This window comes from Arthrobacter sp. SLBN-100 (assembly GCF_006715305.1).
GTDB lineage: Bacteria > Actinomycetota > Actinomycetes > Actinomycetales > Micrococcaceae > Arthrobacter.
The window spans coordinates 4,113,100-4,129,570 of sequence record NZ_VFMY01000001.1 but is presented as its reverse complement, the minus strand read 5'-3'; the positions used below and the strand labels follow the sequence as shown (position 1 = coordinate 4,129,570).

Annotated in this window: 7 protein-coding genes; all 7 read right to left on the bottom strand. The window is 62.6% G+C overall.

Annotated features, from left to right (window positions below):
• Window positions 1-25: 25 nt before the first annotated feature.
• The 7 genes from FBY31_RS19055 to FBY31_RS22880 all read right to left on the bottom strand — a co-directional run bounded on the left by FBY31_RS19055 (window position 26) and on the right by FBY31_RS22880 (window position 15,956).
• The gene (locus FBY31_RS19055; protein ID WP_142044166.1) at window positions 26-1,075 is read right to left on the bottom strand and encodes a hypothetical protein; all 1,050 of its coding nucleotides are present in this window, start codon (window positions 1,073-1,075) and stop codon (window positions 26-28) included.
• Window positions 1,075-3,852 (bottom strand): GAP1-N2 domain-containing protein, encoded by a 2,778-nt coding sequence (locus FBY31_RS19050; RefSeq protein WP_142044164.1) that lies wholly within the window; start codon window positions 3,850-3,852, stop codon window positions 1,075-1,077. The genes FBY31_RS19055 and FBY31_RS19050 overlap by 1 nt, the downstream gene beginning before the upstream one ends.
• Window positions 3,842-6,292 (bottom strand): hypothetical protein, encoded by a 2,451-nt coding sequence (locus FBY31_RS19045; RefSeq protein WP_142044152.1) that lies wholly within the window; start codon window positions 6,290-6,292, stop codon window positions 3,842-3,844. Before FBY31_RS19045 ends, FBY31_RS19050 begins: the two co-directional genes overlap by 11 nt.
• Window positions 6,293-6,376: 84 nt before the next feature.
• Complete coding sequence (locus FBY31_RS19040; RefSeq protein ID WP_142044150.1) at window positions 6,377-9,049, bottom strand: hypothetical protein; 2,673 nt, start codon at window positions 9,047-9,049, stop codon at window positions 6,377-6,379.
• Window position 9,050: 1 nt separating this feature from the next.
• Window positions 9,051-12,605 carry a tubulin-like doman-containing protein gene (locus FBY31_RS19035; RefSeq protein WP_160142488.1) on the bottom strand — a complete coding sequence of 1,185 codons (3,555 nt, stop codon included), beginning with the start codon at window positions 12,603-12,605 and terminating at the stop codon, window positions 9,051-9,053.
• A gap of 58 nt (window positions 12,606-12,663) precedes the next feature.
• Window positions 12,664-15,420 (bottom strand): vWA domain-containing protein, encoded by a 2,757-nt coding sequence (locus tag FBY31_RS19030; protein WP_160142487.1) that lies wholly within the window; start codon window positions 15,418-15,420, stop codon window positions 12,664-12,666.
• Window positions 15,420-15,956 (bottom strand): hypothetical protein, encoded by a 537-nt coding sequence (locus FBY31_RS22880; RefSeq protein WP_160142486.1) that lies wholly within the window; start codon window positions 15,954-15,956, stop codon window positions 15,420-15,422. Before FBY31_RS22880 ends, FBY31_RS19030 begins: the two co-directional genes overlap by 1 nt.
• Window positions 15,957-16,471: the final 515 nt, after the last annotated feature.

Sequence of the window (16,471 nt, the reverse complement as noted above, 5' to 3'; positions counted from 1 at the left end):
TGGAAACAACCAGGGCAACGGGTAGTCACGGCGTAACTCCTTCCAAGAGCTCTGAGCGCGTGCTGAGGCAAGGCTGGAGCAACGAATTCACCAGAGCACGCAAGGCGTGCGGGTCGCCCAACAGGCGGCTTTCAAGACCATTTCCCCCAAGAACCGGTTCCACTACCGTATGTGAAACCGAGGTACCGCCGAGAAGCTGCCAGGCCGCCTTCGGCATCACCGAAATGATATGCCGCACTTCACCCGGCTCCACCAGCCTTTCCAGATCAAGGATGTCTGCGGGCATGGAGTCCGTCAGCAGATACACGATGGTGGGCGCCCCAGGGCGGAGGTCCTCAGGCCGGCGAAAGGTGGAACGGAAACTGCTGGAAGGGAGCAACACCTGATGTGTGGCGACGATATCCGCGGGAAGGGACGCCAAATCGCGCGTCGGGACAGGGTTGACGGAGCTGCTGACGACGGCGGCGCGCATCGGATTGCCGCCCGCTATCACTTGAGCTATCCCGGTCAGCACTTGCGCCATGGCGCTCACGGTACCTTCCTGCACAAGGTTCACTGCGGATCCTGATCCATCCACGGCCAACAGCATGTTGAAGGCAGCGGCGTCATCCAACCACTGGAGCCCCAGAACTTCGCGCGTTGCCACGCGCGCGGCATTGCCGAGCTGACCCAGATCCGCGTCCTCCTGGTGATGTGCCACCCGGAGGCTTAGGCTCTCCCCGATGCGTTCCACGGAGATCAAGTCTTTCCGGTCCAGCCCGGACACATCAATCGGCACCAGCACGGCTCGCTGAGGGTCCAAGGACGCCCTCTCCTCTACGGACACGGCCAAATGCAGGACGGTGGGTGACGGAAACCGGTTCTGGCCCACGGGGACCACTGAAACCACCGTCAGCTCCTCAACCGCCGGCAGGATGACCCCGTCCGGCGGACGGACCACTGATTCCTGCAGGCGGCCCTTCAGGGAAACTTCAAGCCGTGCTTGGGACGATCCACCCTCAACAAGCAAGGTCACACGAAGCGGACGGACGCGAAGCTGAACTTCGCTCGTGCCCTCCAAGATGTATGTGGGCATCATCGATCCTTTCTAATTGCGGACATAAACCCGCCGAAACGTGCCGGTTTCGCAGGATCCAGATCAGTGAATCCCGCTTCCTGGCGGAGCTTTTTCCACCATTCCCGGGAGAATTTCTGGCGCTCCTCGTAAACCTTTTCCACAAGGCGTTCGGAGGCAGTATTGAAGGTCTGGTTCCAGTTTTTCGTTAGGATCGAGTCGCACATTGATTGCGGATCTGTCCGGCCCGTTCTGACGGCATGGCGGATGGGCACTTCCAGCAGCCGGACGCGCTCGGACCCTGCAAGTACCATCACGTCGGACAGGAAGTCGCCCAGGACGTCCTCCCGGCCCGGATAGCCGGGCGTCGTCACGATCGCCAAGCGAGTCAATTCCTCAATTTCCGCTTGGCCCAGCACTCGGGAATCCACGCAGGCGTGAAGAAAATCTGAAACCCCATCTTCCTGAACGGCAACATGGCCGGCGACCAGGTTCCGCACTTCACGGGGCAGCTCGAGGCGGTTCCGCGGGTTGGCGACGGCGATCACTGCAGCTTCGAGCACCAGCGCGGTCAGTTCCACCTGTTCCAGGCGGCCTTGCACGGCCGTCACAGCATGCACGGCCGTGTTCAGGATCCAGTCGGCTTGGACCTGTACCTCGCCAGGATGACCCACTGCCCACGGTTGCCTGGCCATGAGCCGCAGTCTGGCAAATGGCAGATCCGGGGAGTCCGGGCAGTCCGGGGCAGTGATTTTGCGGTCCAAGACAGCACCGATCAGCTCAGCCAGCGACTCGGACCATTCCTCCTTCAACAATGCCTTGGAGAAGAATCGGGGAAGCAGCTCGCCGGGGAATCTCTGTTCCAGAAATAGCAGTTCCGACGCACGCCACGGCGGTTCGGTCACGAATATCTGGGTCAGAACCGAATCGGCCACGACCTCGATTTGTCCTGGTTCCATGACTCCGGCCGCTGCCACAGCCCGGGCTCCACCAATCTGGCCCCGGCCGTTTCGGCAGAGCCAGATTGCGTGCTCCACAGCCATAGGAGGTACTACGGCATTGCGGTCCGAGGGTACATTGGGGATCCCCGAGGCCGGGAGTGCACCAAACAACCAGTCACAAAAAGCCGGGGGAACCCGGTTACCGGCCGGCTGAGTACGGAACCTCACACAGTTTTCGACGGCCGCCAGGACTTTCCGTCGCAGCGAGTCGTCCACAAGAGCCCCCGTGTCGGACACAAGTGCTTTTGCCCTGTCATCATCATCGACAACATCGAAGAGAATTCGCTCGAGGATTTCTGCGATGGAATCTTCGAGGGATTCGCCGGAACGGTCCTCCGCGTCAACGAGTCCGGCGCGATGGATGAAATCCAATGTCCTGATGGCCGTAGTGGGGAGCTTTGGGGAATCGTCATCGGTGAACTTCCGCTGCAGCGTCAGGATCGCCGACCGTGCCGCCTGCCGCGCTTCCGGTGTGCTGTACTCCACGCGGTAATCTGGCGGTAGCGGAATCGCCCCCGTTTGCGCCAACCACTCATCGTCCTCAAGCGAGCGCTGCAGATAGGCCTGCATTAAGACCTGCCGCATCAGTCTGGACGCACTGTCCTGATCAAGCTCCGCCCATGTTTCACCGGCGGAGCCGCCGTTGCCCCGCTGCATGGTGTTCCGGGCAAGCTGCATCAGCTCTTCATCGCCGCCCAAGGAATCTGGTGAGTGGCGCGCGACGACTGCCGCTGCCTCGGCATCGTAGTCTCCGAAGATGTCCGGCAGCCGCAGGGCAACCATCGCCAGAGCCCAACTGGGCTCCGGGCCCGTATCGCCGACACGGTCCGCGACGTCGTCCATCATGGAGGTGGCTGCAGAAAAAGTTGCCCGGTCCACCAACGCCGCTTGGGCGAGCGCTGACCAGTGGGTCGGCGTAATAAGGGAACCTGATTGGGTTCGATGTTGCCGGCCGCCCACTTCGCCAAGGTCCGGTACTTCGTGTTCGTCCAGAACGGTGAACACTGACTGCTGTCGGAGGGCGCCTGCGTCGGCACGTGGGACACCGACCAGGTGCACGCCCCGGTCGAAAACGGTGTCGAGCCCTGCAGCCCGCTCATAGACTGAAAAATTCATACGCCGGACCCAGTCAGCGGGCGCCAACCTGCTGACGGCCGCGATCCACAGGGCGGCGTTCTCCGCGGAGTCCGTAACCAATACGACGCCGGGGCCGCCGTTCATCGCGGCAGACACTGCGTCCAGCAGGGCACTGAGTAAGCCCACCCGCCATTCGCTCTGGTCGAAGAGGAAGTCGAGAACGTCCTCCCGGCCCAAGCCTGCCCCGAACGTTGGACTGGTGTCGTCGCTCAGCACCGCCTCGCGCACTTGCTCCGGTCCAAAGGGACACAGCAAACCGGGGGAACGCCAGATTTCGATCGGCCGGATGGCCGGCGTCAGCTGCGCCGTGGACCGATCCAGGAGAACGTGGCTAAAGACGTTGCCGGGCCTTCCTGTGGAGTCCCGCCCCGCCATCGTGCTGTGCCAGTAGGCGCCACAGCCTTGGCCATCATTGATGTACGTTAGCCGGCGGGGCATGGCCTGAAGCTCAACCGCATTGGGAAATGCACCCAGCTGAATGTCCGAGTCGAACCTCGTGACTATCCGCTGCCGCAGCGCCTCGATCTCGCCGTCGCTGAGGCCTCCGGCCGTGCTGGTTACCTGCCAACCGCCTGCCCCGTTGTCCGGATCAAAGGATGCATAGGTCAGTTGACCCCACCGGAGCGCGCCCTCTGGCGGACTTGCCCAATTATCGGCCACCAAAGAACCTCGCACCCATACTCGGCGTACCGGAGAAGCGAAGGGATGCGACCGGCGGGTCAAGAAGCGCCACATGCCGCAATACTTCCACTGGAAGATCGGCAAACAGACGTAGGAACCCACCTTCAGGATTGACCTCCGATGCCCAGGACCCGGGGTCGGTCTTCCACGGAACAGGCCCGTCGGGTCCGGAACCGCCGGGGGTGAACCGGCGCGCAGGAGCCGCGGCCACATCAATGGCCGGCACCATATTCAGCGCCCTCCCGTCCCGGCTGGTCAGCGGCAGCCGGTCGGGGTTGTAAACCAGAACGAAGGCCGGCATGGACTGAACTGCTTCCGACGTCTGCACAATGACGGACACACCCGTCACCTTGCCTAGGAAGCTCTTTGCTTCCACGACCTGGTAGGTCAGCCGAAGAATATGCGGGTAATTGACGGTAGTGATTGCTCCGGACACCCTCGCGCCAGCTTCAAAACTCACCGGCACCAGATGCAGGTCACACCCAGTGGAGGGCAGCGGCTGCGTGAATTGAAGTCCACCGCGGCGCCGGTAGTCGGGTTGAGAAATTTCCATCCCCTGGCTGTTGAGTGACAGCTCCGGGTCCTGGCCGGCAGGGCCCATATAAACCATGACGGAATCCGCGCCGTCGGGCCACTCAAAACTGAGGGTCTGGCTATTGACCCGCTCCACGATCCTCGGGTTCCGGACCTTGTCATTACGGGACTTGAAAATGGCAGTCCCCACATGCGCCATTCCCTCCAGCAGCGTCACCGGAGTGAAGTAGGCACGCGTCCAGCCGGAAGGCCACGGGACGCTGAGCATGGTCGCGGTTCCGTCGACGACCTCCACAGGGTTGGGCAGCCGGGATTCAGGCATCAGCCCGCTGATCCGCAGCGAATCCTCAGAGAGCGGTTCCAGCTCCAGGCCGGCCTGTGGAGGCTGCTCGGTGCGGTAGACCACTACGCTGCCCCCGGCTGGACTGCTCCAGCGCAGGTCGAAGAGGGAGGATCCATTGTCCCCTGTCATCTCAATGCGCATGTCGCTGACTGGTTCCAGCACTGCGCTTACCCGGACGGTGCAAGCCGTGGGGCTGGAAAGCCGGACGTCACCACCCAGGGCAGCTTCTGCACACACCTGGTAGAGATAGGCCTTGCCCCGCTCTGCATTGGCATCGACAAAGCCACCGAGGTTCGCTGAGTCCTGCAGTATCCGGTATCGCTGATCGCCACCACCGGTGGCAGCGCGTTCGATCGGGATCCGGAAAATCTGGACTTTCTGCGTTCCCGGCAGGGCAGTCCACCTGCCAACGACGCGACCCTCATCCTCGCGGATTTCGACATTCCCGAGTTCCCCCACGTAACCGCCTGCGGCGTACAACGTCGGCTGGGCTGCCATGGCCTCGGCTATGCTCGGCCCATGGTTCAGCCACACCTGCAGGTAGCGCGTCGCAGTGGTAAATGAGCGATCGTCAATAGCCTCAGCATCGGTTGTTGCCGCCACCAGGTCCGCCTGATCCGGCGCATAGGGCTCATGCTCGTCGCCGGCGACCAGCCGATAGATCGTCACCAGGCTGGTTGACTGCGCCGGCGTCCACGAGTACTTCCGGTGGCCTTGCGAATCCTTACGCGCCTCCACGCTGACCTGAGCCGGTGCCTGGGGGGCATAGTCGTAAGCCGCGAAGCCGGCCGGATCAAGTTCCACGGCGGCAGGTGGGGCAGGGCTGGGGGCTTTGTCAGCAACCGGGGCTTTGGTTGGCACTGGCGGGGCGGCTCGCAACGGTGCTGTTTGAGCTCCGGCCGGTGGCACTGATGCGGCTCGTGGTGGGGCGCTTGGGGCGGGATTCCCGGGAGTGGGCTTCGGCGAACCTGCGGTTTCGACCGCCTCACCGGAGGAGTGAAGCGCGGTCAGGACTTCGGCCATCTCGCCTGCATACTTCGCGACGGCGGGCGGGAAGGCGGACCGGATCTCCACCTCCGTCGTCTGCCCTGAATTGACCAACAAACGAAGCTGGGCTTCCTTGAGGTTGCTGGGAGACAGACGCTTCTCTGCGATGGCTTTGTTGCGCCAGGTTTTCAAAGCCAGGAAGGCGGGATCCGCTGCAGGAGACCCTGGCGGGAGGGCCGGACCGCCCGTCACCGGCCCCTGATTCGCGGTCCTTGCCGCCGCAACCCTGATGGCACCCGGTCCGGGTTCATCGAATTCCGGGCCCAGTTGTAAATGGGGATCGGCAATATTGAAAGCAAGCTGCTTGAGAAGTTCCTTGAGTGCGTCCCGCCATGGGCCCACCAAGGCCTGGTCGAGGCCCGCGGTGTCGGTTTTCTTGTGCTCCGCGATGAGGGACAGATCCTCCTCTGCCGGCGGAACATACCCCCTGGCGGACACCATGTCCGCCCACAGCTTCAACGCCGAGAGCCGGGTCTGGTACTTCTGGTCTCTCATCTTTGCCTCTTCGTTCACTGTCTTTGACTTACGATCCGACCCCGGCGTTCGGCCAAGGAAGGGCATGCGGCTTTGCCCCGGGTATCAGAACGTGGGGCCCTCGGGCATTATGAAGCTGTCGCGGCTATCACCTTCCGCGGCCGGAGGTTCGAGCCCCAGCCACGAATTCCGATCGTCCGGGCGGGCAACCAGAAACTCGTGCTGCGGGATCCCGCCGCTGAGCTGGATCAGCCCGGCGTGCCGGGCCAATCCGGAATGAGAGCCGAAGGGCACGCTGTACTCCACGACGGCACGTCCTGCATTCCGGGCAACGTCGGTCAGCACAGCGCCATCAAAATGATCCAGCCGTCCCGTGTCAGGAGCGCGGTCCACACCGGACATGAAAGCCTCCAATGACGTCTGCACGACCGCCGAATCGCGAACCTCACTCACAGTCGACACTAAACCTGAGGATATGCCGGACCGTGGACCTGTGATGTCCTTGAGGACTCCTGCCCAGATTTCCCTGCCCGGGGAGGAATCGGTGCCGGCCGCGTCAAGCGCGTCACTCCAGAGGCGCAGCAGTGACAGCTCACCATCCCCGGACTGGCGGTAGATTGCCTCGGGGTGGGCCGTCAGCTCATACCCGCGCGGCCCAATGAGGCCTCCGGCCGTGGCCTTTGCACGTTCCCACGGTCTGGTCAGCCATCCTACGGCGAAGATTTCGTGCCGCAGTTGGGCGGCGGCGGCGGCGACGGCCGGGGGCTGCACCAATGCCGTACCAACTTTGACGTTCAGTGGCAGGCCCTGGACGAACTTTGCCTTGGCCTGGGCTTCATCATCGCTCCGGCCGAATGGCTCAGCCAGGAGGGTGCCAATGATGCGGGACCAAGCCAGGAACTGGCTGTAGGCGCTGCTCAGCCTGTGCAGGTCACGCAGTGCGTGCCGAAGATTCCTGCGCGAAATCTCGTCATCACTGAGTAGCTGGCTTCGTGCATTCATCAGTTGGAAGAGTTCCCGCTGCCCGTTCATGAAAACCACCAGCGTGACAATCAACCAGACCACGGCGAGGCCTGCCCAGATGCCGAGGCCATCCAAAGGTTGCAAATCCTCCCGGGCCACCAATACCCCGGTGATCAGGAGCCCGAGCAGCAGCCCGCCCAGCAGAATCTTCATCCACAAGGCCAATTTCTTCTGGCGCGTTAACACGCCGGCAAGCATGTCGTCGGCACTGGCGGCCCTTCGGATCTGGTTAAGCAGTTGCTGAACCTCGCCTCTGACGGAGTTCAGGCTCTGGCCAATCTGGGTTCCCACCCGAACCGCATAGCTTTCCTCTGCGACACGCTTCCAGCGTCGCAGTGCATCCAGTGCCGTGCTGGCGGGTATCCCCAGGTTGGGATCGCCCGCTGCGCGCTGCAGGCGCTCCTCCATACTGAGAATGCCCAAAACATCGTATGGCTCCACCGAATCGAGCTCGATGACGGCCGAAAGGGTCGAGGGGATTTCCGAGAATCCGGATCCGGGCCCCGGAACGGAAGCACTGGCGTGCCGGAGTACTGCACGCTGGGTCCCAACCTGAACCGGTGGCAGTGCGGTGACACGTTCACCGGCATCGACGAGCGTCAGCGCGCCGTCCGCAAAATCCTGCCAGAACGAGGCCAGATCGGCAGGGGCACGATGCTCCCGAGCCATCCCGGCGTCGTCCAGTAGTTTGTCAAGAGTGGCAGCAGCGTCCCGGACGTCCAACCAGGAGACCGGCAAGCCATCCCGGCCGACGCCGTCCACAATCACGGAATACTGCGAAGGTGCGGAGCCGAAGACAAGTCCATGGACAGCGGCCGCAGCTTCCGACTTCACCCGGGTAGCCACGCGCTGAGCCCAACTACGGGGCGCGTTTTTCAACGCTGCCCAAATAAACCCGAACATCATCGTAAAAGCAGCCCAGGGACCGATGGCGGTGACCGGTTGCGGGGCCGAGTGTTCCCGATCTCCGAGCAGTGCGCGTCCGTGTTTTTCCCACAACTGGTCCGCCATGACTCTTGCGGCCAGTCCGGAGTCTTCGATGTAGATGGCTGACGTGCCGAAGTACGTGGGCAACGGCACGCCGTTATCGAGCGAGAGCACGTCGTTGCGAAGCGCGGTCCCAACCGTCGTTGCATCCAAGGTCCGGTAAAAGGCGCGGACTAGCCTGGCACTCTCGCCGGGCAGCGCGGCCTCCCCATCCAGCAATGATCCAGTGCTGCCGGCCCAGAGACCGAGGATCCCGGCGCAGGTGGCGGCAGCATGTAGACCCCATTCAATGGGATCCTTCGTGGCGTGAAGCTGATGGTGGCCCAGCCCCGGGCCAGCAGCTTCCTCAGGACCCAGCACGAGGTTGTGCCAGCCTCCTTGGGCCAGCCCGTCCAGAACGGCCGTTTCACCGCTTCGCGCCACAACGGCACGAACCCTGACCACTGGGCGGCCACCGAACGAGGATTCCAGCATCTCGGCAATGCGCTGGCTGACAGCCGAGTCGACCTGCTCGTGCCCGGCAATCCCGGGCACGAGCACGCATAGCCGGAGCACGTCGAAACTGCCGGTCCCTGCCAGGCTTTGGAGGCTGATGGCCTGGAGGTTTCCGTCCGCCACGAGGAGACCATTGACGCTGCCAGGAGAAACCATGCCCGGCTCAATCCAGATAAAGCTGCCAACCAGACCCAGCCCGGACCAATCGGTGAGAGCCTCGCGAACACCTGCGGTTATTCCGCGAGGGGCCACAAAGACTGTCAACGCTGCCATCTCAGAAGGCTCCCATCGCAGGGAGGGCCAACGGGTCGTCATCGTCATCCGGCTCCGGCGCGGGAGCAGAATGCTTTCCAGGTTGGAGCGCCCGCTGGTGGGCGGTCTCCAAGTGGGCCAGCAAGTCGCCCAGCACCACGTAAATGTCCTCGGCTACATCCCTAAAGAGAGGCGTCGCACTTGCCGCCCGACGGGTGTTGATCTGCGAAAAGGACCCACCGCCGGCCGCCTTGAGGCGTCCCGGCGGCATGAAATGCTCGCTGGCAAGTAATTTGATGGTTTTGAGCCACTCCTTGGTGAGCTCATGGCGTTCAGTCATGGTGCTGCCTGCAACGACGCCCGGCACCCGGCTGGGACTCCCGGACCCGGTCTGCCCGGAGCCGAGCCATCGCGTCAGGGTCTGAAGTGCCGTCACTTCGAACAGGCCAGCCGCAGGTTCTTCGGGGCTCGCGTCGTAGAGTTCCCGGAGGAGGCGGTACGGGCGCAGCGAAGAAAGGACGGGTGCCTGATGTGCCCGTGCCACTGCGAGGAGAATTGACTCCAGAACTGCCGGCAGCCAGTCGAAGGACTTGGCCAGGAACTGCCTTGGCGGCGTCAGCAGCGGGTTGGGAAACTGGATCCAACGGGTGTCGGTTGGGTCCCAGATCTCCACGGCTTCGTCGTAGGGCGGCTCCGGCAGGCGGAGCTGACCGGTGATCTGGCCAACGAACCAGCCTCCTACCATCGCCCGGCGCTCACCCTCCCCCATAGGCAACGAAGCAGTTAGTGGGCGTGACCGCCGCTGGCTCCAGAAGCCCTTGCGCTCGGGCAGCGACGTTCCATCCCACTGCTGCGCCACGGGTGACAGGACAGAATCGAAGACCAGGGGTGAGTAGTTGCGGTAGGACCCGAAGATGTCGATTCGCTGCACGCGGGTATCTGCAGTGAGGGAGCGCTGCAAGATGGCGGCGGTTTCAGCGGCTATGTTCGGATTTGCCTCAATTGCTGACAGGAGCGCTTGACTTACGTCGTCGAGTTCGCCGAACGGGATGGAAGAGAACTTGAATCTGTAGGCTACCGACGTCCCGTGCAGCTGCTGGACCACATCCGGATTGACGCTGATCAGGGGAACAGCACGGTTGACCGCTTCAGTGAATTTTGCGATGACATCCGCTTGCCGCTGCGGTATGTCGGACTGGCTGGCATCCACTCCGCGCACGTAATCGCGCAGCGACAGGGAGCAGAACTTGTCGAATGCCTCGCCTGGCCGTCCTACAAAGGCACGCGAGCGGCCAAGCAGCTCTTTCGGCGAGGTGTGAAGCATGAAGCGTGCCCGCGACGGGGTCAGCGGTGCCTGGCTGTATGGATCCCGGTTGAACTCGCCCGGCTGCCAACCGACGGTGACTTCCAGGAGACCTCCAGGCGCCTGGTGCCCACCTCCCACGGGCCACAGGCCGCGGATGACCTGGCCAGCCAGAAGCTGCCGTGCATCGTTGAATCCCTTTATGCCCGGAGCTCCACCGCCCGTCTGCGCCACGTCCGACTCGTATTGGACAGCAAAAGTCTTGGATTCGGTGATCAGGATTTCGTTGTCCGCTACATCAAAACGTTGCGGAACCGAGAGATTCTCGTCGGAGGGCCAGGCTGAATACTGGTTCGTGGCCACATTGGCAAGTCCCACAGCAGTCGGCCGGGCGGCCGCCGCCTGATCGAGGATGTTAAGCCCTTCCGAGAGCGCTTCCCGCATCGGCCGCAATACGTCCGAAATGAAAGCGGTCAGGACTGTTGCGGCGGATCCCGCGGCCTGCGAGTACAGCAGGTCTGTTGTCTGGCCACGGAGTGCGCCCATCAGCCGGTCCACGATCGACTGCCCATTCTCGATGACCTTCATTCGGGCAATCTCGGCCTCGAAGTTCTGGGGAACAGCACCGACGTTGGGCTGGGCCAGGGCGGCCATTCCCTTCAACGTCACGATGAGCTGTTCCCGCAGCAGGGCCTCGAGGCGCTCCACGACGGCCCGGGCGTAGGGCAAACCAAACTGCTCCACGGCGTTCTCGATCAGCCTGGTGAAGCGCGCCAGCAGGACGTCTTTGTATGAGTAGCCCCACTGGTAGGCCGATTCCACGGTCCCATTGGTAAGGGCGGGTTTGCGTTCCAGGAGCCTCTGACGGAGGGCAGGCAGCCACTGTGCCGCTTGGATTCCGGCGGGCGGAGGAATGAAGGGGACGATCTGCTCGTCTGTGATGGCCGATGCTAGCTGGCCCACGTCTGCACGGCTGAAAGCCGTCCCCGTGAACCATGCCATGACTTCCTGATGCGTGAGCGGACCGTCGGCTGCTACCGGCAGGCCCATCGCCGTCGATATGTTGCTCCACTGGCTGGACACCAAGGCGGTGACCTGCGCCACCGATGAGGCGCTGTTGCCGGCTTGGATATGTCCTGTCCGCAGCCGGTCCACGGCAGTCCGGGCAAGGCGCTGTGCCGCGTATTCACGGTACCGGTCACGGCCCATGCTAAGGGTGGCGAAGCCGAACGCGCCCCAGGGGAGTTCGTTGGGTTCGACGCCCCACCCGAAGTAGTCCCGTACAGCAGCCTTGTCTCCCGAGTTGTTGCCCAGATCGAAGGACACGAATTCGGCAGCAGCCTTGCCGCTGAGCATCAGGGCGGCAAGGCCTCGTCCGAGCCCCCGATAAACGGCATCCTGTGTGCCGTCACCGAACATCGTCCGGTTGACGCCGGCGAAACGTCCCACCGGGAACACGCGTGCAAAGGGCTTTTCACCCGTCACCCCGTTCCCATGTCCCAGCGCCGCGAGCGTGGCCAGGTCATGGTCCTGGGCGGCTTTGGTCTGGGCCGCCACGATTTCGCCCAACATTGCCAGCGCGTTGGCGCGGACTCCCCCGCGGGCGTCGGAGGGCAATCCATCAAAGACATCCGCGGCAAGCATGAAGACACCCACCAAGGAAGGGGAAACGCCTGGCACCAAGGACAGCAGCCGGCAAACATCAAGGGCCATGGATGCTCCGGCGCCGCCGGCCATCGATGAGACCACCAGGATGATCGGCGGTTCGGCGGCATTGAACTTACCTAGTCCGGGGACGGACAGCTGAGCCATTTCGCTGTTTGTTTCCACCATGTTGAGCCTCTGGAAAGCGCGCTCCAAGCCTTGCCGGACCTCACCCGCCCTGCTGAGGGTGATCATGCGTCCGACCGCCCGCATTTGACCAGCTCCGCTATGAATGGGAACGGTGATCTGAGCCGGGTCCCGCGGAGCCCACGTGCCGATTTGGCCCAAGGCCTTGGCATTGCCCAGTGTCTGGGTCAGCGCATTGTCCATAACGGTGTAGCTTCCGCCGGAGGGGCCTGTCGCAATGTATCCGCCGCCCTGTTGGGAGACGTTGCCGACGCCGGCAATTCGCGTATCGGGTGCAATCGGTACGTCGATGTGAACAAACTGCCACCCCGCCGGGATGCTGCTGACCCCGTGGGCTGACAGCTCGGAACTGAGTTGATCCATCATGAAGGCGAGAGTGGAACCACCGGAACCACCGCAGCCAACTACTAGGAATTTCCGCATTGTTACTGCCTGCCTCTTCTGGTCGTGGTGGCTGTGGTGAGTTGAGTGTCCGGCAATATCACGAGTGCGGAGTCCCCCAGGGGCTGAACCCGCTGGGTTCTCCGCCTGCGGCAGGGGCGTGCGTGGCCTCGCCCGGTCGCCCCGGTTGTATCCGGCCGTCGGCGGGCTCCCATGGCGATGGAAAAGTGGATGAGGGAGACAGCGCCGGCTGACCGGAGGCCGGACGTTCACGCCGGTCATCTTCCAGCTTCGAGGCCTTGTCGTTCAAACGCGCCAGTACATCGGGCAGTCGTCGATTTATGTCACCTTCGATGTCCCTTTTCTGGGCAGCCGCCGCCGTTCCACTAACCAGCACGAGGACGTAACAGCTGCGCGGGTCGCCTCCCACGTCGCGGAGCACTGCCCAGTGGTTATGCACGGCCAGCGGGAGCCGGGCGTTGACACCGCTGTTGTCAGTTCCGGGAGCCACTGATCCCGCCGCAAAACGGCCTGGCGCCAGGATGCTGACAAAGCCGCTCCCGAATGGCGACCAACCGGAGCGCGCCTTGAGTTCCAGCCCGTTGATCATTAATGAGCGGGTGCCCGAGGGCTTCATTGGCACGAGGTCGGTGAGGTCTGTTGGCCGCAGTGAAAAGAGCTGGCCGTCCCGCTGCACTTGCTCGTTTAGTACTGTGACGGGGATAAGTTCCGCAGACAGTGCAATACCGGGGATCTTGGACACATACCATTTGGCAGCGTAAAGAAACAGGAGCGGGATTCCCGGTCCAAGGATCAGTGCCACCAGGAGCGCCAGAAGAAAATTGGCGCTATTGAGCGGCTTGGCCATGCTGGCGGTGAAATCCACATTTACGGGCATTGCTTTGCCCGGCTCCCCGTCAGGCGCGATCATCAGAGCGACGCGACCGTTGACTGAACCGTTCCCCGCCTGATCGGCTTTAAACGTCAAGGGAAGCGAGGTGAGGTCCTTCACGTGGAGACAGTTCTCGGCGGAGTTCGCCGTGCCCAAAGTGACTGCGATGGCACCGACATCGGCCGGTCCGGCGAGGATCTCGGGCGGCTGGTCAGCGACCTGCCAAACGCAGCCAACGCCAGAGACTGGCAGTGACGCGGAAAGCTCTTTGTTACCCTCGCTTTGACCGAAATCGACTTTGCTGGCCAGCACAGGGAATTCGGCTGGTGGCAGCAGCGCCAATGGCACTGATACCAGTGCCGGCTCCAGAGGCGTGCCTGGCACGGGCGTGCCGTCCGCCGTCGTAGTCGCTGCGGTGGTGATGGAAAGCTCCAGGACCAATTCGGCGGCTCCCACCGGATATCCGGCAAGGTCCAGTGACACGGGGTTGGCAACCGCATCCTTGCCCAAGGCGGCAGCGACCACGGAAGACCTGCCTTGGCCGCTAACGAGCGTCGCAGACAGCTGCACCTCTCCGAGCAGGGAGGCTGCGTCAACATTCTTGCCCGCTGCATCCACGAGACCGAGGCGTACATCTGGAATCGTCTCCCCCACGTGCAGGGATGTTGCGGCGGGGTTCAACCATGCCGGCTTGAGGCTCCCGGCGATATGGATGCTGGACTTTGAGGTCCTTCCCCCGGACTGGCCAATGGGATCTGTAAAGGCGAGCTGCCAAAGTCCGCTCCAGCCAGCCTTGGACGAACCCTCCGTCATCGAAACGGTCAGCGATTTGTCAGACAGCCACGTGTACGTCAGCTTGTTGTCATCAGACAACAGCGATTGTGGGCTGCCGATGGTGCTCTTGGGCAGACTGATGACTTGCCCGGCTGGATTCAGCAAGGATGCCGCGAGATTGGTGCCGTCGGCGGTCGCAAGCACCCGGACACCTGGCGTCGACTGATCCAGGACGAAACGGTGGGCCTTGTCGATGCAGACCGAAACCTGGCAGATGCCGGCGTCCTGGGTGATGGGACGGCTGCCAGGTGAGGAGATGCCGTCGAATGCGAGCAGGAGGCTGTCAATGTCCGTGGCGAGGTGGAATTCGCCGGGCACTGGATCAATTAACTTGCCGCAGGGTGCTGCGTCGGTGCGGGCTGCTCCGGTGGCCACGGATTCCATGAATAAGAAGTCTCCGGAACTCTCGGCATTGCCCTGCAACCCGATGCCAAAAAGGGCCACCTGCGAGGAGCGGAGCTGATCAGCCACGCCGCCAGGGCGGCAGATGTCCGTCATGGCTGCTGTTCGGACACTCTCCGCCGCCTCGGCGCTAGTTAACTCGGTATCAGGGGCGAACGGCTTGGCGGCACCGTAGGCGGCCTTGTCGGCGTCGTTCGCCCGGATGGTGTAGTTGATGCCGCCATCGGTGAACCAGACGAGAGCCTGGCAGCTCTCCTTTTCCGTCCTGGCCGCCGCCCTGGCCGCAAGGTCCTTGCGTGCACCGTCCAGTGCTGTCCAGTAGTCCGTCTCCATGCCGTTCACTCGGTCCTTGAGGGAACTGACAGTGGACTGCAGCTGCGGCAGTGTCCCGGCATTGAGCGGCGTCCAGGGCTGGATCTGTGTATAGCTGTTGGCGAAGACGCTGACGGCGACGTTGACTTCGGCACTGGATTCAGAGGCGAAGCCGCCGAGCTGTGTCACCAGATAGGACGCCGAAGTGACACGCGCGAAGTCCGGGTCGGTCCGGTTTAGGCTGGAGGACTCATCGACCAGCAACAACATGTCCGTCACGCCCCCGCCTGAAATGCAGGCCCGGAAACCGTCCACTTGGGTCAGCGGCGTTTCGGCTGCGACGCTTACGCCGGCGCTAATGGCTGCCAGAGGGATGCTCAGTGCGAGGCCGACGAGTACTGCCACTAATCGCCGCATCAGAGCCGTCCTACCCAGTTGGCAATGTTCAAGGCGCTCATCACTACCGCTGCGAGGCTCAAGACAAGTGCCAGCCGGTAAATCCAAGGCACCATCGCGTCCGCGGAATACAGCGTATGAGTCCGGGCACGGGTATCTCGAAGCGAGAAGAAGGCAATCAGCGCAATGGCGACCGGGCCGCCCACCAGCCATGCCGAGATTGCGAGCGCTGGTGTTGCACCGAAGCCAGCGGCCACTAATAGCGACACAACTGCGCAGGCAATGGCACTGGCCAGCCAGATCACGGGTGCCTTGGCTGGCGCATCCAGGTGGGGAGCCAAATTCACCACAGCCTGGTGACTGCCGAAGGCGAATGAGACATCTGCCGCGTTGCCTGCGGCCGGAGACTGCGGCTGCCCCTCTGTCAGAGAACGCGAAGATACAGGCTCCGGTCCCGACGAGTTGTATTTGCTGAAATCAAATGGATTACTGCCGTTAGACAAAATTCTTACACCCCAATAATCCATCGACGAACACAACCAGAAGAACTTCAACATGCCGCGACTTTGCGGACAACGTCGATGCAGCAGGGCAACGATTTCGCCCGCTAGCGCTAATACTAGGGGCTCACATGCCAGTATCACAACGACGTCAAAAGGCCTCGGATGCTGTCTTTGCCAGTGAGAGGAGACCCGGCGTCTGGGTGCTGATCTTGTCGTGGCACTAAGGCGCCATTACTGGTTCTATTCGCGGCTGTCAAATTCTGCGTCACTTAGGTTAAGTTAGGCAACTAGACGCGAGTTACTGGGACCTCGGGCTATGGCTCTCTCGTCGGACGTGCGCGTATATAAGCGCACCAGCCTCGCTGTCCGCCCTCGAATAGCGGATAAGCGCGCGGATGGAGCCGTACAGACCGAATACGATCGCGCCCCAAAATACAAAGTAACTACTGCCTGACTTGGCTGCAGCAGAGAGTGTTCCAAAGGTCACTACCAGCCCCGCCGCGAAGATGGCTCCGTTAATCAGGGCCGATTTTCGTGCTTTCCTCCTTATCAGGTCACCCGTGTCTTGT